This is a genomic window from Nocardia cyriacigeorgica NBRC 100375 (genome assembly GCF_000308555.1).
In the GTDB taxonomy this organism is placed as follows: Bacteria; Actinomycetota; Actinomycetes; order Mycobacteriales; family Mycobacteriaceae; genus Nocardia; species Nocardia cyriacigeorgica.
This window is the reverse complement of sequence record NZ_BAFY01000072.1, coordinates 24,567-42,903: the sequence shown is the minus strand read 5'-3', so window position 1 is coordinate 42,903 and position 18,337 is coordinate 24,567. Positions and strand designations below refer to the sequence as shown.

Annotated in this window: 15 protein-coding genes and 2 tRNA genes; 11 read left to right on the top strand and 6 right to left on the bottom strand. The window is 68.4% G+C overall.

Annotated features, from left to right (window positions below):
• Nucleotides 1-23: 23 nt before the first annotated feature.
• Entirely contained in the window at nt 24-992 is a 969-nt protein-coding gene (locus RJ05_RS32730) for a hypothetical protein (RefSeq protein WP_036534281.1), read from the bottom strand.
• Nucleotides 993-1,152: 160 nt separating this feature from the next.
• Nucleotides 1,153-3,018, bottom strand: a complete 1,866-nt coding sequence (locus RJ05_RS06505) for a helicase HerA-like domain-containing protein (protein WP_036534278.1) — start codon at nt 3,016-3,018, stop codon at nt 1,153-1,155.
• A gap of 251 nt (nt 3,019-3,269) precedes the next feature.
• Between RJ05_RS06505 and orn the strand changes: the two genes are divergently transcribed.
• From orn to RJ05_RS06470, 7 genes are all read left to right on the top strand, one after another.
• Nucleotides 3,270-3,911, top strand: a complete 642-nt coding sequence (gene orn, locus RJ05_RS06500) for an oligoribonuclease (RefSeq protein WP_036534276.1) — start codon at nt 3,270-3,272, stop codon at nt 3,909-3,911.
• A 55-nt stretch (nt 3,912-3,966) separates the two neighbouring features.
• A tRNA-His gene (locus tag RJ05_RS06495) sits at nt 3,967-4,039 on the top strand.
• Nucleotides 4,040-4,106: 67 nt separating this feature from the next.
• Nucleotides 4,107-4,592, top strand: a complete 486-nt coding sequence (locus RJ05_RS06490) for an Lrp/AsnC family transcriptional regulator (protein ID WP_036534274.1) — start codon at nt 4,107-4,109, stop codon at nt 4,590-4,592.
• 197 nt (nt 4,593-4,789) lie between these two features.
• Entirely contained in the window at nt 4,790-8,263 is a 3,474-nt protein-coding gene (locus RJ05_RS06485) for an indolepyruvate ferredoxin oxidoreductase family protein (RefSeq protein ID WP_036534272.1), read from the top strand.
• A gap of 204 nt (nt 8,264-8,467) precedes the next feature.
• Nucleotides 8,468-9,547 (top strand): Glu/Leu/Phe/Val family dehydrogenase, encoded by a 1,080-nt coding sequence (locus tag RJ05_RS06480; RefSeq protein WP_036534269.1) that lies wholly within the window; start codon nt 8,468-8,470, stop codon nt 9,545-9,547.
• A gap of 34 nt (nt 9,548-9,581) precedes the next feature.
• Nucleotides 9,582-11,072, top strand: a complete 1,491-nt coding sequence (locus RJ05_RS06475) for an amino acid permease (RefSeq protein WP_036534267.1) — start codon at nt 9,582-9,584, stop codon at nt 11,070-11,072.
• A 181-nt stretch (nt 11,073-11,253) separates the two neighbouring features.
• Nucleotides 11,254-11,538, top strand: a complete 285-nt coding sequence (locus tag RJ05_RS06470) for a hypothetical protein (protein WP_036534265.1) — start codon at nt 11,254-11,256, stop codon at nt 11,536-11,538.
• Nucleotides 11,539-11,605: 67 nt separating this feature from the next.
• On the opposite strand, the gene RJ05_RS06465 is transcribed toward RJ05_RS06470, so the two are convergent.
• Nucleotides 11,606-12,817 (bottom strand): L,D-transpeptidase, encoded by a 1,212-nt coding sequence (locus RJ05_RS06465; RefSeq protein WP_036534262.1) that lies wholly within the window; start codon nt 12,815-12,817, stop codon nt 11,606-11,608.
• A 310-nt stretch (nt 12,818-13,127) separates the two neighbouring features.
• On the opposite strand from RJ05_RS06465, the gene RJ05_RS06460 reads away from it, so the two are divergent.
• The 3 genes from RJ05_RS06460 to RJ05_RS06450 all read left to right on the top strand — a co-directional run bounded on the left by RJ05_RS06460 (nt 13,128) and on the right by RJ05_RS06450 (nt 14,714).
• Nucleotides 13,128-13,200 (top strand) — tRNA-Lys (locus RJ05_RS06460).
• Between the two features lie 549 nt (nt 13,201-13,749).
• Complete coding sequence (locus RJ05_RS06455; RefSeq protein WP_036534259.1) at nt 13,750-14,361, top strand: transglycosylase SLT domain-containing protein; 612 nt, start codon at nt 13,750-13,752, stop codon at nt 14,359-14,361.
• A 38-nt stretch (nt 14,362-14,399) separates the two neighbouring features.
• Complete coding sequence (locus RJ05_RS06450) at nt 14,400-14,714, top strand: hypothetical protein (protein ID WP_036534257.1); 315 nt, start codon at nt 14,400-14,402, stop codon at nt 14,712-14,714.
• A 42-nt stretch (nt 14,715-14,756) separates the two neighbouring features.
• Here the strand turns inward: RJ05_RS06450 and RJ05_RS06445 are convergent, their stop codons facing one another.
• Both RJ05_RS06445 and RJ05_RS06440 read right to left on the bottom strand, forming a co-directional pair.
• Complete coding sequence (locus RJ05_RS06445) at nt 14,757-15,251, bottom strand: MarR family winged helix-turn-helix transcriptional regulator (protein ID WP_036534256.1); 495 nt, start codon at nt 15,249-15,251, stop codon at nt 14,757-14,759.
• Between the two features lie 54 nt (nt 15,252-15,305).
• A complete protein-coding gene (locus RJ05_RS06440; protein ID WP_081597195.1) occupies nt 15,306-17,426 on the bottom strand; it encodes an acyltransferase family protein in 2,121 nt (706 codons plus the stop codon).
• A 292-nt stretch (nt 17,427-17,718) separates the two neighbouring features.
• Between RJ05_RS06440 and RJ05_RS06435 the strand changes: the two genes are divergently transcribed.
• A complete protein-coding gene (locus RJ05_RS06435; RefSeq protein ID WP_014349542.1) occupies nt 17,719-18,018 on the top strand; it encodes an excalibur calcium-binding domain-containing protein in 300 nt (99 codons plus the stop codon).
• Nucleotides 18,019-18,111: 93 nt separating this feature from the next.
• Here the strand turns inward: RJ05_RS06435 and RJ05_RS06430 are convergent, their stop codons facing one another.
• The gene (locus RJ05_RS06430; RefSeq protein WP_014349541.1) at nt 18,112-18,333 is read right to left on the bottom strand and encodes a DUF3618 domain-containing protein; all 222 of its coding nucleotides are present in this window, start codon (nt 18,331-18,333) and stop codon (nt 18,112-18,114) included.
• Nucleotides 18,334-18,337 lie beyond the last annotated feature (4 nt).

Here is an 18,337-nt window from a genome sequence, read left to right as displayed (position 1 = left end):
CTACAAGAAGCTCGGCGGCTGAATCACCGAGCCGGGAAGAGACCGAGTACCTGCTCCATCACTTCCCTGGTCACCTCATAGGTGGTAGCGGACACCTCGACGATCGGCACGCGCGGGCCGAATACGGTGCTGCCCGGCGGTAATTCGGGCCCGACCACGGCGGTCAGGATGGGGATGCGGCTGTCGTAGAGCGAGGCCCAGCGGTGCACCGGGCGCTCGCCGATCTGCTCGATGGTGCTGTTCGCCGCGACGTGGGCCGGATCGCGATACTCGTAGCTCACGGTGACGGTCTCGTTGCGATAACCGAACAGGCATTGGGTGAGCCGGCGCTGGTCGGTATCGGTGGTACCGGCCAGCTTCGCGCGCACGGCGCACGGATCGGCGCCGAGCAGCACTGTCGGCACGGTGTCGGGCGAACTGCCCTGCGGCGGCGACTGCCGCCAGCGCTCGATCATGCCGGGCAGCAGCCGATCGGCGACCGCGCACGGGTCCTGTCCGGGGGTGGTCGCGCCGAGATAGAAGGCGGCGCCGGCCGGGAAGCGGGCGGTGGCTCCGCAGGAACCGGGCGGCCCGTCGGGGCGGTCGGGCACCAGTAACACGCTCACATCGCCTAGCTGTTTGCCGATGCCATGGCCTGGCGTCAAGGGCGGCAATAGCGTGGCATGCCAGGTCAGGGTGGCGTCCCCGCCCTGGGTGCGCAGGTTCGCCCGGCACGAATCGAGGCCGACCGAGACGCTCTCGACGCCGCCGAGGTCATCGAGTACCTCACGCGGAATCAGCGAACACACGTCGACCTGTCTGGTCGCCTGCGCGACGGTGGCGTGCTGCTGCGGGGTCCCCGCCGGCGTCGACCAGAACTGGGGCGGCGGCGCGGGGATCACCGGCGCCGGAAACGCCGACGACGATGCCGGCTCGGCCCGCTCGTTCGCCTCGTCACCGCAACCGGCCACAGGAACTAGCACCAGGGCGGCGAGCGCGAGCGCGCGAATCATCCTCACGTCGGTCCTCCCGAATCGGTGCCGGGCTCACGAGTCTGCCGCAGGAGCAATCGGCGTGCAAATAGTTCGGCGGGGCCCGGGCGGACCGGCTGCTGGGCGCCGGACCGCCGCTGTTCCCGGCCGGACCGACCACCTGACTCGTTCCGCCGTGACGTCAGCGGCGCCTGCGGGTGCCGAAGAGCGAGCGGGTGATCTCGCGGCCGGCGACCGTGGCGGCCGAGCGCAGGAAACTCTTCACGGCGGGGTTCTTCATGATGCGTTCAGCGGCCGAATCCTCCTCGGCGCTGGGCGAGCGACCGGGCACAGGTTGCGGCTCGGCCTCGGGTTCGGCGGCCGCGACGTTGGCGGCGAGCATCTCGTAGGCCGATTCCCGGTCCACGGTCTGGCCGTATTTGCCGTGCAGTGCGCTGGCCAGCGCACGGGACTTGATGGCGTCGGCGCCGATGGTGTCCATGAGCGAACGCGGCGGCTGAATTCTGGTCCAGGCCACCGGCGTCGGGGCGCCGCGTTCGGAGAGCACCGTGACGATCGCCTCACCGATGCCGAGGGAGGTGAGGGCCTGTTCCAGATCGTAGGTGTCGGTTTTCGGGTAGGTGCGCACCGTCTTCGACAGCGCTTTCTGATCGTCGGGGGTGAACGCGCGCAATGCGTGCTGGATCCGCGCGCCCAACTGGGAGAGCACCGCGTTCGGGATGTCGGTGGGCAGCTGGGTGCAGAAGAACACCCCGACGCCCTTGGAGCGGATCAGCTTGACGGTCTGCTCCACCTGGTCGAGGAAGGCCTTCGACGCGTCGGCGAACAACAGATGCGCCTCGTCGAAGATGAAGACGAGCTCGGGTTTGTCGACGTCGCCGACCTCGGGCAGGGTCTGGAACAGGTCGGCAAGCACCCACATCAGGAAGGTGGAGAACATCGCCGGCCGCGCCGCCTGCGCGCCGAGCTCGAACAGCGTGATCACGCCCTGCTCGCCCTCGGTGCGCAGCAGGTCGGCGGGATCGAGTTCGGGTTCACCGAAGAAGGTGTCGCCGCCGTCGGCCTCGAGGTTCACCAGCGCACGCAGGATGACTCCGGCCGTCGACGCCGAAACCCCGCCGATCCCTTGGAGATCGGCCTTCCCTTCCGGGCTGGTGAGGTGCTGGATCACCGCGCGCAGATCCTTCAGGTCGAGCAGGCCGAGGCCCTGCTTGTCGGCCCAGTGGAAGATCAGGCCGAGCGTCGACTCCTGGGTTTCGTTGAGCCCGAGCACCTTGCTGAGCAGGATCGGGCCGAACGAGGTGATGGTCGCGCGGATCGGCACACCGAGACCGCCGGTACCGAGCGAGACGAATTCGGTCGGAAACCCGGTGGGCGCCCAGTCGGTGGCGGCGGTCTCCACCGCCCGCTGCGCCAGCTTCTCGTTCTGCTCCCCCGGCCGCGACAGACCCGACAGATCGCCCTTCACATCGGCGAGCACCACCGGCACCCCGGCCCGCGAGAGCTGTTCGGCGATGCCCTGCAACGTCTTCGTCTTGCCGGTACCGGTGGCGCCGGCGACCAGCCCGTGCCGGTTCATCGTCCGCAGCGGAATCCGCACTCGCGCAGTGGGATCGACCGTGCCGTCGACGACCACGGTGCCCAGTTCCAGCGCCGCACCCTCGACCGCGTACCCGGCCGCGATGTCCTGCGCGGCCGATGAGCCGCCATCCGCACTCCGAGCACCCGCGGACCCACTTGGCGCAGCGCCGGATTCACCCGCCGATTCAGCAGCACTGCCGGACCCGGCCGCGTCACCCGCGGCACCGGAAGCACCATCAGAACCCGCGGTCGCTCGACCCGCCCCGGCAGCACCCGCGCCGGACTCGGGCGCAGGCTCACCGGACTCGGGCGCAGACCCGCCGGATGCCGCAGCGGCTCCACCGGACTCGGCAGCCGCCGCTTCGGCTTCGGCGGCTTCGGCCGCTGCCGCCGCCTCCGCTGCGATGCGTGCTGCCTCCTCGGCTGCCTTGCGCGCGGCCGCGGCCTTCTCCTGTGGGCTGGTCATCGCAGGTCCTCCTGTGTCGAGCCGAACACCCGCCACCCGGAGGACCGCGCACGGCCATTGCTCCAGGAGCTCCGAATGAGCGGGAACCTCGCCTGCGGCTTTCCCGCAGCGCCGAACGCCTAACCGGACTACCGAGCAGCACATCACCACCGGCGATGTACCTGGCCATCAGCGTATCGCCGGATAGGGCGCGCACAGGCGAAGTGAGGTAATCGGACACGCCCGGTGCCGCGCTGACTAGGGTATGGCGGGTGTCCGACAAATTAGTGGTGTGGATGGATTGCGAGATGACCGGGCTGCGCCTGGACAGCGACAAGCTGATCGAGGTGGCCGCGCTCGTGACCGACAGCGACCTCAATATTCTCGGCGACGGCGTCGATATCGTCATTCATGCCGATGACGAGGCCCTGGCCGCCATGCCGCCGGTCGTCGCCGACATGCACGCCCGCTCCGGCCTCACCGACGAGGTCCGCCGCTCCGCGGTCACCCTGGAGGAGGCCGAACAGCAGGTGCTCGACTACATCCGCCAGTTCGCGCCCACACCGGGCACGGTGCCGCTGGCAGGCAATTCGATCGCCACCGACCGCGCCTTCATCGCTCGCGACATGCCCGGCCTCGACAGCCATCTGCACTACCGGATGATCGACGTCAGCTCGATCAAGGAGCTGTGCCGCCGCTGGTATCCGCGGATCTACTTCGGCCAGCCGGAGAAGGGCCTGACCCACCGCGCGCTCGCCGATATCAAGGAATCCATCCGTGAGTTGGAGTACTACCGGCGCACCGCGTTCGTGCCCGCACCGGGACCGTCGACCGCGGAGATCGCCGCGGTGGCGGCCGAGGTCATGGGCGAGCCGGAAAACACGCAGGTCAGCGACTCGCCGGTAACCGATTAGCTCCGAAGGGGGTTGACGCGCTACTATCGACCGCGCCGGTGTCGCACCGGCGATGGTGAGTGTAGTTCAGTTGGTAGAGCACCAGGTTGTGATCCTGGCTGTCGCGGGTTCGAGTCCCGTCACTCACCCAACGAAGTTCGGGCCCGGGAGATCTTTCTCCCGGGCCCGAGCTTTTTCACCGTGCGAGAATGCGTCATGACCATCAAGATCGACGCTCTCGACGCCGCTCTGCTGGCCGAGCTGGCCGCCGATCCGCGCGCCCCGATTCTCGAACTCGCCCAGCGTCTCGGCATCGCCCGCAACACGGTGCAGGCCAGGATGAAGCGGCTCGAGTCCTCCGGAGCGGTGCGCGGATACCCGCCCGATGTGGATTTGCAGGCGGTGGGGTTCGCCGTACACGCATTCCTCGGCATCGAACTCGATCAGAACAAGATGGACGCCATCGTCGAAGCGTTGCGCGCCTTCCCGCAGGTGCTCGAGGTGCACGCGACGACCGGACGCGCCGATCTGCTCGTACGCATCGCGGCGCGCACCCAGCAGGACCTGCTCGAGATCATCCAGCGCGTACACGCCATCCCCGGCGTCAAACACACCGAGACGATGCTCGCGCTGGCCACTCCGATCCAATACCGCTGCCTGCCCATCGTCGAGCATCTGACGAAGTCCCCACCGGCACCGTGATGTGACCCAGCTCTCTCCCGGCTCGAGCAAACTGACGCACGCCTCGAAGTGCTCCAGATCACTTTTGAGCAGATTGATCAACCTTTCGGCCGACTGTTGACACAGATCACCCATCCACGGCACATTTCGCTGCACCGAACGCAAGTCCCTTCGTTTGCAGCTCACGATTTGGGTTGTGGAAAGAGTGGTGAGGTTCCATGACGACCGTTGCCTGTCCGACCTGTGTGCCCCAGGCCGAGCCGACCGCGCCGTACGACCTCGCCGACCGCTACCGCTCCGGAGCGGGCCCGGTCCTGCTCACCGGTGTGCAGGCGATCGCACGCCTGCTTGTCGAGCAGCACGTGCGCGATATCCGGGCCGGCCGTCGAGTCGCAACGTTCGTCTCCGGATATCAGGGCAGCCCGCTGGGCGGGGTGGACAAGATGCTGTTCGGCATGCCGGAGGTGCTCGCCGAACACGACATCACCTTCGTGCCCGGGCTCAACGAAGAACTGGCCGCGACCTCGGTGTGGGGCAGCCAGGCCGATCTGCCGGCGGGCCGCGCCACCCACGACGGCGTCGTCGGCGTCTGGTACGGCAAGGGGCCGGGCGTGGACCGCGCCACCGACGCCATCCGGCACGCCAACATGTACGGAGTCAACCCGCGTGGCGGCGTGCTACTGCTGGTCGGCGACGATCCGGCCTCGAAATCCTCCACGGTGCCCGCGGTGAGCGAGCGGTCGCTGGCCGCGCTGGGCGTGCCGGTGCTGTTCCCGCGCAATGCCGAAGAGATCATCACGATGGGCATGCAGGGCGTCGCGCTCTCACGCGCTTCCGGGTGCGTGGTGGCGATGAAGATCGTGGCCGACGTCGCCGACGGCGCCTGGACCGTGGACGCCTCGGTGGCCGACCGGCCGATCATGGTGCCCGAGCTGCAGTGGGAGGGGAAGCCGTTCGTTTACCGGCAGCGTCCGATGGCCGCCCCGACCGACAGTGTGCTCGCCGAGGCCGACCTGTACGGCCCGCGCTGGGCGATGGTCCGTGCCTACGGCGCGGCCAACGATCTCGACATCATCGAGGTCGATCCCGCCGACGCCAGGATCGGGATCGCCGCCACCGGTACCACCTTCGACGCCGTCCGCCAGGCGCTGATGGATCTCGGCGTCGACGAGGCCGCCATGCACCGCGCCGGCATCCGGCTGCTTCGCATCGGGATGCCCTATCCCGTCGGGGCGGGCACGGTCACCGAATTCGCCCGTGGGCTCGAACACTTGGTGGTGGTGGAGGACAAGACGGCGTTCATCGAGACGCAGATCCGCGAGATCCTGTACGGCACCGCCGGTGCGCCGCGCATCCTCGGCAAGCAGGATGAGCGCGGCGCCCGGCTCATGCCGGTGGACGGCGAGCTCACCGCCGGCCGCCTGCTCGCACCGCTGCGCCGGGTGTTGCGCGACCGGGTCGAGTTGAAAAGGACCGCTCCGCCACCGCTTTCGCTCGAGGTGCTTTCCGCCAAGCGGACGCCGTACTTCTGCAGCGGTTGCCCGCACAACCGCTCCACCGCACTGCCCGAAGGCTCGATCGGTGGCGGCGGAATCGGCTGCCACACGCTGGTCACCATGTCCGGTCGCAGCGACAGCGCCGTCACCGGACTGACCCAGATGGGCGGCGAGGGCAGCCAGTGGATCGGCCAGGCCCCCTTCACCGACGTGCCGCACGTGTTCCAGAACATCGGCGACGGCACCTTCTTCCATTCCGGACAACTCGCGGTGCAGGCCTGTGTGGCAGCGGGGGTCAACATCACCTACAAGCTGCTCTACAACGAGGTCGTCGCGATGACCGGCGCCCAGGACGTCGAGGGCATCCTGACCGTCGCGCAGCTGACCCACAAGCTGACCGTCGAGGGCGTCAAGAAGATCATCATCTGCGCCGACGAGCCCCAGCGGCACAAGAAGAAGGACCTGGCCAAAGGCACGCTGCTGTGGCATCGCGACCGGCTCGACGAAGCGCAGAAGATGCTGCGCGAGATCAAGGGCGTCACGGTGCTGATCTACGACCAGCACTGCGCGGCCGATGCCCGCAGGCAGCGCAAGCGCGGCGCGCTGCCGGTGCGCAACACCCGCGTGGTGATCAACGAGGCGGTCTGCGAAGGCTGCGGCGACTGCGGCACCAAGTCCAACTGCCTGTCGGTGCAGCCGGTGGACACCGAATTCGGGCGCAAGACCCGCATCGATCAGACCTCCTGCAATACCGACTACAGCTGCCTGGACGGTGACTGCCCGTCGTTCGTCACCGTCGAACTCGCCCCGGCGAAGAAGGGCCGGAAACCACGGAAAGCGCCCGAACCGCCGGTGGTGGCCGATCCCGGTGCCGGAGCGCCGGTCGGCACCCAGAACGTCCTGATCGCCGGTATCGGCGGCACCGGCATCGTCACCGTGAATCAAGTGCTCGCGACCGCCGCCCTGCGCGCGGGCTACGAGGTGGAAAGCCTCGATCAGATCGGTATGAGCCAGAAGGCCGGCCCGGTCGTCTCGCACCTGCGGTTCTCCGCGTCCGCGCTCGAACCGTCCAACCGGCTCACCCCGGGCAGCGCCGACTGCATCATGGCCATCGACCTGCTCACCGCCACCGACCCGCGCTACCTCCAGTACGGCGATGCGGCGAGCACGGTGGCGGTCGCCTCGACCAGCCGGACCCCGACCGGCGACATGGTCTACGACAAGTCGGTCGACTACCCCGACACCGGCCTACTGCTGGACCGGCTCACCGCGGTATCGAGTTCGCTGCGGCATTTCGACGCACTGGCCGCCGCGCAGACGCTGTTCGGCAACACCGCCGCGGCCAATTTCCTGATCGTCGGCGCGGCCGTGCAGAGCGGTGGACTGCGGTTGCCCGCCGCGGCGATCGAGGAGGCCATCGGGATCAACGGAGTCGCGGTGGACAGCAATATCGCCGCCTTCCGGTGGGGACGCGCCGCCATCGCCGATCCGGCGGCGTTCGCCGCGGCTGTCGATGAGGGGCAGCCGCGGCGCACCCCGCCGCCGGTACCGGCCGAGCTGCTGGCGCACACCGGCATCGACGGTGAGGTCCGGCTGGTGGTGGCGCGGCGTGCGGCCGAACTCATCGGCTACCAGAACGCCACGGTGGCTCGGCGCTACGTCGAGACCGTGCAGCGCGTCTGGGAAGCCGAGCGAGCGATCACCGACCGCACCGACTTCAGCGCGGCCGTCGCGCGCGGGCTGTACAAGTTCACCGCGTACAAGGACGAATACGAAGTGGCGCGGCTGTTGGTGGATCCGGCGTTCCTGGCCGAAGTGCAAGCCCAGGTGCCGGGCGGGGAAAAGCTCACCTACAAGCTGCATCCGCCGGTGCTGCGCGCCATGGGCCGCCGCAAGAAGGTCGGGTTCGGCCCGAAATCGCATGGCGTGCTGAAGGTTCTGGCCAAGGGCAAGGTGCTGCGCGGCACCAAGCTCGATCCATTCGGTTACGCGCACGTCCGCAAGGTCGAGCGTGAACTGCTCGCGCACTACACCGATATGGTGTGCCGGCTCGCCGACGGACTGACCAGCGAGACCTACGACACCGCGACGAAAGCCGCGGAGCTGCCCGATGTGGTCCGCGGGTACGAGGACGTGAAGCTGGCCAACGTCGAGCTGTACTGGGCCGGGCTGCGCGAACTCGGCATCGAGCACTGATCCCGGCGCCGAGTCCACAACACCCGAAACCTCAACGGCCCCGCGCCTCGACACGGCCACCAGGCGCGCCGGCGCGGCCGCCGGCCGGACGCACACATCACAGCGACAACAGAAATCCGCCGCACACCCGCGGCGAACCACCCAGCCGCAGCGGCACCAGCTCACCAGGCACGGCCGCTCGGCGCCCCAGGAAAGGAATCGACAGTGACAGTTCTGCACTCCGAGGCGGGAGTCTTCGGCCGCTCGCACGAGCTCAGCGCCCGGCGCCATGAGCAGGTGGTGTTCTGCGAGGACGACAAGACGGGGTTGAAGGCGATCATCGCGATCCATTCGACCGCGCTCGGACCGGCCCTCGGCGGCACCCGCTTCTACCCGTACGCCGACGAATCGGCGGCGTTGCAGGACGTGCTGCGGCTGTCATGGGGCATGACCTACAAAGCGGCGGCCGCCGGCGTGCATCTGGGCGGCGGCAAGGCCGTCATCATCGGCGATCCGGCCACCGACAAGAGCGAGGCGCTGCTGGCGGCCTACGCGCGGTTCGTCGACACTCTCGGCGGGCGTTACATCACCGCGGGCGATGTCGGGACCGACACCGACGATCTCGACGTCATCGGCAGGCACACCCGCCACGTCACCGGCCGCAGCGTCGCGGCGGGCGGCTCCGGCGACAGCGCGCGGTTGACCGCGCTCGGCGTCTTCCATTCGATGCGCGCGGGTGCCGAATCGGTCTGGGGCGCACCGACACTCGCCGGCCGCACGGTCGGCGTCGAAGGGGCGGGCAAAGTCGGTCGCGAACTCATCGCGCTGCTGCTCGCCGACGGTGCGGAGGTCTGCGTGGCGGACGTGAACGAGGCGGCCATGCGGCGGGTGGCCGAACAGCACCCCTCGGTGCGGTTGCTCGGCGCGGTCTCGACCGCGCCCGTCGACGTCTACGCGCCCTGCGCCCTCGGCGCCACCCTGACCGGCACCAGCGCCGCCGATATCGAGGCGAAGCTGATCTGCGGCGCCGCCAACAACCAGCTGGCCGATCCCGGCGTGGAACGGCTGCTCGCCGAGCGCGACATCACCTGGGTGCCCGACTTCGTGGCCAATGCCGGCGGGCTCATCCAGGTCGCGGGCGAGCTGCGCGCCGCCGCACCCGCCGAGGTCGAATTCGAGGTGGCGGGCATCTTCGAGCGGTGCCGCGACATCATCGCCGCCGCGAAAGCCGAGGGCATCGGCACCGGCGAGGCCGCCAACCGGTTCGCCGAACGCCGCCTCGACGCCATCCCGCGGTCGCTCTGACGGCGCCGGCGGAGTTTCAGAGAGGAGACCTGCAATGGCGATCGCGAGCGGAATGTTCCGCACCAAATCGGTGGAACAGTCGATCCGGGATACCGACGAACCGGATTCGAAACTGCGCAAAGACCTGACGGCCAAGGACCTCACCATCTTCGGGGTGGCGGTCGTCATCGGGGCGGGCATCTTCACCCTCACCGCACGCACGGCGGGCACGGTGGCCGGGCCCTCGGTCTCGCTCGCGTTCGTCTTCGCGGCGATCGCGTGCGGGCTGACAGCACTGTGCTACGCCGAATTCGCTTCGACGGTGCCGGTGGCCGGCAGCGCCTACACCTACGCGTACGCGACCTTCGGCGAGGTCATCGCGTGGATCATCGGCTGGGACCTGATCCTGGAATTCGCGCTGGCCGTGTCGGTCGTGGCGAAGGGCTGGTCACAGTATCTCGGCGAGGTGCTCGGTTCGAACGCACCGGTCGTCCAGATCGGATCGGTGGACTTCGACTGGGGCGCGGTGGTGATCATCGCGATCGTCGGCGTGCTGCTGGCCACCGGCACGAAACTGTCGTCGCGGGTCTCGGCCATCGCCGTCGCGATCAAGCTCGGCGTGATCGCCCTGGTCTTGGTGGTGGGCGCGACCTACTTCAAGCCGTCCAACCTGACGCCCTACGTGCCGCCGTCGGAGCCGTCGGAGAAAGCCGAGGGCGTGCGCCAGTCGCTGTTCGCCTTCCTCACCGGTTCCGGCGGCACCAGCTACGGCTGGTACGGCCTGCTGGCCGCGGCCAGCCTGGTGTTCTTCGCCTTCATCGGGTTCGACGTCGTCGCCACCACCGCCGAGGAGACCCGCAACCCGCAGCGCGACGTCCCGCGCGGCATCTTCGGCTCGCTCGCCATCGTGACAGTGCTCTACGTCGCGGTGTCGCTGGTGCTGACCGGCATGGTCTCCTACACCCAGCTCGCCGACGGGAATGCCACCCTGGCAACGGCTTTCGCACTCAACGGCGCCACCTGGGTGAAGAACATCATCGCCGTCGGCGCGCTCGCCGGGCTCTCGACCGTGGTCATGGTGATGTATCTGGGCCAGACCAGGGTCCTGTTCGCGATGTCTCGTGACGGTCTGCTCCCCCGCGGCCTGGCCCAGACCGGCAGCAAGGGCACCCCGGTGCGACTGACGGTCATCGTCGGTGTGGTCTGCGCGCTGCTGGCCGGGTTCGTCGACTTCGGCACCCTCGAAGAGATGGTCAATATCGGCACTCTGGTCGCGTTCGTGCTGGTGTCGGTGGGCGTGCTGGTCCTGCGGCGCACGCGTCCGGATCTGCCGCGCGGCTTCCGGGTGCCGTTCGTGCCGGTCCTGCCGATCCTGGCCGCGCTGGCCTGCCTGTGGCTGATGCTGAATCTGTCCATCGAGACCTGGCTTCGGTTCGTGATCTGGATGGCCCTCGGCACGGTCGTCTACTTCGCCTACAGCCGCTCCCACTCGATGCTGCGGCGTCAGTCCGTGGCCGAGGAGAAAACCCTGACTCCGGTGCCGTAACCGCAGCCGCCGGCCCCCGGTTCGCCCGCGAGCCGGGGGCCGACGCACGCGCCGACCTGCCGAGGTGATGTGTGAAACGATCGTGATCCGAATGTGTGGTGCGGCTGGGTGCCGGTCCGTAGACTGCGCTGAGGGCAGCCACCGTGGCGCGCCCATTCGACGAGAAAGACAACATCTCCTGATGCGTTCCGCGGTAATCGCAGCCTTCATCGGCGCCACCCTCGTCACCGGATCGGCCGGAACCGCCGCGGCGGGGGTCGGGCTGCCGGACATGCCCGATTCGGGTTCGGCCAGCAGCGGCTCGGCGGGCGGGCTGGCCACCACCGGATCCTCGGGCACCGGCTCGGCCGGACTGCCCAACCTCGACCGACTGCTGCTCGGCGGCGAGAAACTGCTGTGCGCCGCCACCGGCAGCGCCGCGGCGATGGCGGGCAACGCCCACCTCGGCTGCGACATGCTGCCCTGACCGCACCCTGAAACGAAGCGAGCGGGCGCCGGATCACCGGCGCCCGCTCGTGCGTTTTCTGGTCGGATCAGCCGATGTCGGCGTTGCCGGCCTTCCACTCCGACCACGGGATATTCCAGTCACCGAGACCGTCCACGCCCGACAGCGTGCCGCCGACCGTGTTCTTGACGATGGTGATGTCGCCGCGCTTGGCGTTCTCGAACACCCAGCGCGCGTTCTCCGGGCTCAGGTTCAGGCAGCCGTGGCTGGTGTTGGAATAGCCCTGCTGCCCCACCGACCACGGCGCCGAATGGAAGAAGATGCCGCTGTAGGAGATCCTGGTCGCGAAATCGACCGGCGTGCGGTACCCGTCGGGCGAGTTCACCGCCACTCCGTAGGTCGAGGAGTCCATGATGATCTCGCGGTGCTTGTCGGCCACGATGTAGATGCCGTTGTCGGTGGGCGTGCTGTCCTTACCCATCGAGGTCGGCATGGTCCGGATCACCTGACCGTTCTTCTCGACGGTCACCTGCTTGGTGGCGTCGTCGGCGGTGAAGATCACCGCGTCGCCGATGGTGAAGTTCGAGTGGATGTCGTCGGCTCCGTAGAGGCCGTCGCCCAGATCCTTGCCGTAGACGTTGACGTCGATGGTGACCTTGGTCCCCGGCGCCCAGAAATGCTCCGGCCGCCAACGGACTTCGCGATTGTTCACCCAGTAGAACGCGCCTTCCACCGCGGGCTCGGTGGTGATCTTGATGGCTTCCTGGGCGGCCTTGCGGTCGGGGATGTTCTCGTCGAACTGGATCGCCACCGGCTGGCCGATTCCGACGACCTCGCCCTCACCGGGGATGAGATAGGGCTTGGTCTTGTTGTCGGGCGAGGTGGTGGTGAAGCTCATCGTGCTCGTGGTCGCGCCGCCGAGCCCGACCGCCTCCGCGACGAGCTTGTAGGTGCGTCCGTAACCGAGCGGCTCGGTGGTGGCCCACGAGCGGCCGTCGGCGGCGAGCGTGCCGCTGACCGGCTTCTGCTCGGGGGTGAGCAACGACACGTTGGTGAACTTGCCGTCTTCGACCTGGAACGTCATCGGCGCGGCCGGCGAAACGCCCACATCGCCGTCTTTGACCGGCGCCAGTAGTTTCGGCTTGATCAGCTCGGTGATCGGGTTGCGGTCGATCGGGACCGACGCGTCCGTCGCCTGTGACGACGAGCACGACGGTAATGCCAACGCCACGACAGCGAGCAGGACAAGCGGTCCTGCGAGTTTCCACGTCGACCGATGTCGACCTCGACCAATGCGCATCTCAACCCCGTTTCAAGTCCCGGTGCAACAGCCCGCACCGACGGCTTCGGATCCCACCGACTACCCACCGAGCTCAACCCACCGCGCCGGGCGGGACCGGTCGAGACCACGTTCTGCCATTCTGCCAGCCCGGCAGGCGGTTCCCAACGTGACGACCGGCTCGTCGCGGCGAGTCTCCCCGGTTAGATCCCCCTCGAACCTCGAGCCGTTACGGGCGACGCGACGAGGGCCACACCCGTGCGCGAGGTATCGATTTCACTTTCTGCGCCATGGCCTGTTAATGTCTGTCCCGCACCGAAACACGGAGCACGCGCCATTAGCTCAATTGGCAGAGCAGCTGACTCTTAATCAGCGGGTTCGGGGTTCGAGTCCCTGATGGCGCACAGTAACAAGGAAGGCCCCGGCGGCACGCGACGCCGGGGCCTTTCTCGTTTCCGGAAGCAGTGTCCTCGCTCACGCGCGAATACACCGCAAAGGTCACGGCAATGTCACTTTCCCGGCCGAAAAACAGACCGGAAGTTGAAAACTTCTGTGAACTGCGGCACAAGAGGTTTATTCACAAACCCCCTGCATAGCTCCCGGATCGAGCCAGTTCACTCGAGGGTTTCAAGGTCAACATCGCCTCTGATTAGCGATTCGTTCACCTTCCGTTAACCTTCCGTGACCATTCTGCAATCAGGTCGAAGCAAGGGCCGACGCTCCACCCGAGTGGAGTTCCGCGCGACGCGGCGGGCCGGGATACGAGATCCCGGGAACCGCATGAGATCCACGCGTCGGTGATCGGGAACCGCTGAGTGTTCCCGTCACACAACACAACCCCACAACAGCACACAGCCCTGTTCCGGCGTGCGCGCAACGAGCCGCCGCCGTGGATCCGTGCTGCCTCGAGGCCGCCGGATCGAAACCTACACCGATCAAGGAACCGATTTCGCATGCCTGACCGACGCACTTCCACCATTCGCCGCCGCTCGCTACGCGAGGGCTTCGCCTTCGCCGCAGCCGCGGCCGGAATCGTCGCCGTCGCCGCATCCTCCGCGGTCTCGGTGGCCGACGACAGCGTTCCGGAGCGCATCGCGATGGTCGCCGACCAGCAGCCGGCCAAGGCCGAGCCCGCCGCGGCGACCCAGCCCGCCGACCAGCCGGTCGCCGAGGCCATCCCCGCTCCGGCGCCGGCCCCCGCGCCGGAGCCGATTCCGGCGCCTGCCCCCGCGCCGCCGGTCTACCCGGACAACCTCGACGGCTGGATCCGCCAGGCACTCGACATCATGGCCGCCAAGGGCATCCCCGGCTCCTACGACGGCATCATGCGCAACATCATGCGCGAGTCGACGGGTAACCCGCAGGCGATCAACCTGTGGGACTCCAACGCCGCCGCCGGCATCCCGTCCAAGGGCCTGCTCCAGGTGATCGACCCGACCTTCGCCGCCTACCACGTCGAAGGCACCCCCTTCGACATCTGGAACCCGGTGTCCAACATCGTGGCGGCCTGCAACTACGCGGCGCACCGCTACGGGTCGATGGACAACGTCAACAGCGCCTACTGAGCCTGATCCGGCGTCACCGGCCCGACGTACACTGCGCCATGGCCGATTACGCCCACTCCGACGCAGCGGCCAGGAGCCGCGCCGAGAAGGCACGGCGCCTGGCCGGTTTCCTCTGGGACCGCGGAATCACCGGCACCGAACTGCTGGCCATGCCCGCCGCGCTCCGGCGCAAACTGGCCAGGGCCGCACAGACCAATCCGCCCAGCACCGGCGAGACCTGGGAATCGGTGGCCCGGTTGCTCGATGAGAAGGACGTCTGGGCCGCACGCCATCCGGACCATCCGGCAGCGGTGCGCGCGCACCTCGACGAGAAATTGCTCTGGGTCAAGCCGCCGATCACACCCTGGTCGTAACTCGGGAATCGGGCCTGCCGCTGGTCCGCCGGCGAGAGCCGATCAGACAGCCTCGGCATCCGCGTCGGTCGCGACCTCGAGCTCCGCGGCCCCACGCTCGGATCGCTCGACGACCCGCGCCGACAACGTCCGCAACGCCCGGGCCTCCGCCTCGGTGATCCCGTCGATGAACAACTCCCGAACGAGCGCCACATGATGGGGCGCCGCCTTCTCGAGCAACGCACGCCCCTGCGGGGTCAACCGGATCAGCACACCGCGCGCGTCACCGGCCACCGGTTCACGCTCGACCAATCCACGCGCGGCCATCCGTGCCAGGTGCTTGGACAGCCTGCTCTTCTCCCAGCACACCCGCGCCGCCAGCTCCTTGGCGCGCAGACAGCCATCCGGTGCCGCCGAGAGCGGGACCAGCAGCTCGTAATCGGGCATCGACAAGCCGTCGGCGGCCAAGCCCGCGGTGATCGCCGCGTCCATCCGCTGACGCAGCAGGATGTAGGCCTGCCAGGTGGCCTGTTCCTCGTCGCTCAGCCATCGCACCACCCCACGATGCTAGCCACAGGTGGTTGACGTAGACACCAACCGTGGCCGCGGCGGTCACCACCAGCCGGTGGTGGCGCCGATCTGGCGTTCCAGCTCCGGGGCGATGGTGCGGACGTAGCTGGCCGTCATGTGGTGCTCGTCGTGATAGACGAGCACGTTCCCGATGACCACCCGGCACACCTGCGGGCCGCATACCGCATCGCTCAGATCGAGCAGGTGGACGTTGGGGAACGCGGCGGCGGGCTCCAGAGCTGGGTTCACCGGCGAGAGCGCCTCGCTGCGCGCGATGCCGCAGCTCTCGGCGTCACCGCCGGCGGCGAGGCAGTCGACGGCGCGGTACCGGGTGCCCTTCTCATTACGCAACCACGGCGTGTCACGGATGGCGAGCACATTCAGCTGACGCTCGGCCATCGCCGACCACACCTCGACGAACTCATCCGGCGTGCGGTCACCACCGATCGGCCACTGCGGTTCGGTCGCGGTGGTGAACACCCAATCGGGGCGTTCGGTGCCGAGTCGATCGATCACCGCGCGCGACCAATCACGGCAGTCCGGGATATCGAGACCGCGGTACTTGGCGTCTTCCCGGATATTGAGCGGGCAGCCCATCTTGAGCAGCACGATCACTTTCACCCCGTGCGCGTGCCCGAGCGCGTCCAGCGCGGGCAGCCAGTGTTCGGCATGCGAGTTGCCGACGACGGCCATGGTGCGCGAACCGTTCGGATCGCCGTAGGTGCAGGTGGTGATCTCAGTGGTGAACCAGTCCGAGATACAGCCGTCGATGGTGGAGGCGGGCACGTCGCCCGGCGCTTCCAAAACCGAGGGCCGCACCCGGGCCGGCGGTACCGTGGCACCGGCCAGCAGCGCCTCCGCCCCCGGGTACTGCACCGGATCGAGCGCGCCGATGGGCCGTGCCGGGTTGGTGATCAGCACGCCCTGCCAGAACCCCGAAACCCCGAGCACCATCGCGGCGATGACGGTGACCGCGACGGCCGCACCGCGGCGCAACCACACCGGCGAGGCGATCGACGGCCCCGACCGTAGCCGTAGCGGTTCCTCGATCAACCGATTCGTCAGCACCGCGAGCACCAGCGACAGCCCGATGATCATCAGTCCGGCGCCGAGCGTGACCTCGGTGGTGTCGGCCCGGATCAGGTAGTAGATGAGCAGCGGCCAGTGCCACAGATACAGGGCATAGGCCACAGCTCCGAGCTCGACCATCGGGCGAGTGGCCAGCAGCCGCGACACCGCGGGCTGCCAGCCCGACTCGGTACGAACACCCGCGAGAATCAACGCGACCGCGGCGCCCACCGGGAACAGCGCAGCCGGCCCGGGGAACTGGCGGGCGCCGTCGAACAGGATTCCGCAGGTCAGCACGGCCAGCAGACCGGCGGCGGCGAGCAATGACAACGCCACCTTCGCCCACAGCCGCTCCGGCACCCGCACGAACGGCACGATCACCGCGAGGAGCGCGCCGACGAGCAGCTCCCACGCCCGGGCGCCGCTGTCGTAGTAGATCCACTCCTGATACGTGGTCGAGCGCAGCGCCGCGTAGACGAACGAGGCGATACCGAGCACCACCGCCAGCGCCGCTACCGCCGGCCGGATCGCCTCACGACGCCCGGCGCGACGGCATACCGACGCCACCGCGGCCAGCAGCAGGGTGATCGCGATATAGAACTGCCCCTGCACGGCCATCGACCACAGATGTTGCAGTGGACTCACCGACGGGTCGGCGGCCAGATAGTCGGCGGCGGCGTTGGCCAGGTACCAGTTCTGGTAATACAGCGCCGAGGCCACCGTCTGGCCCGACATATCGGCCCACTGGGTGTAGGGATGCTCGGCCACCGTCATCACCACGACCAGCGCGAGCACCACGAACAGCGCGGGCAGCAGGCGGCGGGCGGTCCGGCGGAAGGTCTGCCACAGGCCGATACGGCCGTCACCCTCGGCGCGGCGCAACAGCATGCCGGTGAAGAAGAAGCCCGACAGCACCAGGAAGACGTCGACGCCGCCGGAGACCTTGCCGAACCAGACATGGAAGGCGACAACCAGTGCGATCGCCACCCCGCGCAGGCCGTCCAGATCCAGGCGATAGTCGGCCGGTTTGGCGGCCTCCGGCACCGAATCGGCGGCCGCCGTAGCGACCGCCGAGCCCTCGCTGATCCGCACCAACTGCTCTCTCCCGGTTTAGCTCACTCGCCCGCACACCGGGCGCGCGATGATCGCGCGCGGCGGTAGGCATACAACGGACACAGCTGAATCCCTACCACAACCGGCCGTTTCACCGGAATTCACCGAACTACCCCATGCGCGTGTCCCGGCCCTGGTCCACGCACCGGATCCCCCGGTCGCCACCGGCATATGGGAGTCATCCGGTTGACAAGTGCGTGGGTCGTCACAACAGTGGATGCGGCGTTCGGACTCTCCGGCGCCAATTCCACCGCAGCAGAACATAGAGGAATACATGAACGTTCGCCGGCTCACCGTCAGCGTCGCCGCCGCGGGACTGACCCTCCTCGCGGCCCCCACCGCGCTGGCCGTCCCCGCTCCCTCCGGTTCCGCAGGCACCGGTTCGTCCGCCGTCGACACCGGTTCGGCGGCCACCGGCTCGGCCGGAACCTCGCAGACCGGCTCGGCCGGTGGCGCCTTCGCCAACTGCGAGGACGTCAAGGCCGCGGGCCGGGCGCCGATCTTCCGTGGCGAACCCGGCTTCGGGCCGCACCTGGATCCGGATGGTGACGGATTCGCGTGCCCGACGGTCTGACACTCTCCACACAGACGAACACCCGGTGCGGCTACTGCCGACCGGGTGTTCGTCTGTTTCGCGGGCGTCGCGTCGAGCGAATCGCCGCAGCGCTCAGCGGAAGATCTTGACCAGCACCAGACCGGCCAGCAGCACCCCGGCACCGATGAGGGTGTACTTCACCTTGGGCTCGTTGACCTTGGCCACCACCAGCTGCTTGGTGTCGTCGGCGATCCGCTGCGGATCGGCCCGCACCGCGATCTCGTCCAGCGTGCTGGCCAGTCGCGTCCGCGCGGCCTCGATCTCCTGCTCGATCCGCTCGGTATCCCTTGCCACTTGG

Excerpts from the sequence above, each read along its gene's own strand:
- RJ05_RS06465 (WP_036534262.1), bottom strand. The coding sequence starts at position 12,817 with ATGCGCATTGGTCGAGGTCGACATCGGTCGACGTGGAAACTCGCAGGA.
- RJ05_RS06490 (WP_036534274.1), top strand. The coding sequence starts at position 4,107 with ATGACCATCAAGATCGACGCTCTCGACGCCGCTCTGCTGGCCGAGCTG.
- RJ05_RS06470 (WP_036534265.1), top strand. The coding sequence starts at position 11,254 with ATGCGTTCCGCGGTAATCGCAGCCTTCATCGGCGCCACCCTCGTCACC.
- RJ05_RS06450 (WP_036534257.1), top strand. The coding sequence starts at position 14,400 with ATGGCCGATTACGCCCACTCCGACGCAGCGGCCAGGAGCCGCGCCGAG.
- RJ05_RS06485 (WP_036534272.1), top strand. The coding sequence starts at position 4,790 with ATGACGACCGTTGCCTGTCCGACCTGTGTGCCCCAGGCCGAGCCGACC.
- RJ05_RS32730 (WP_036534281.1), bottom strand. The coding sequence starts at position 992 with ATGATTCGCGCGCTCGCGCTCGCCGCCCTGGTGCTAGTTCCTGTGGCC.
- RJ05_RS06505 (WP_036534278.1), bottom strand. The coding sequence starts at position 3,018 with ATGACCAGCCCACAGGAGAAGGCCGCGGCCGCGCGCAAGGCAGCCGAG.
- RJ05_RS06455 (WP_036534259.1), top strand. The coding sequence starts at position 13,750 with ATGCCTGACCGACGCACTTCCACCATTCGCCGCCGCTCGCTACGCGAG.
- RJ05_RS06435 (WP_014349542.1), top strand. The coding sequence starts at position 17,719 with ATGAACGTTCGCCGGCTCACCGTCAGCGTCGCCGCCGCGGGACTGACC.
- RJ05_RS06475 (WP_036534267.1), top strand. The coding sequence starts at position 9,582 with ATGGCGATCGCGAGCGGAATGTTCCGCACCAAATCGGTGGAACAGTCG.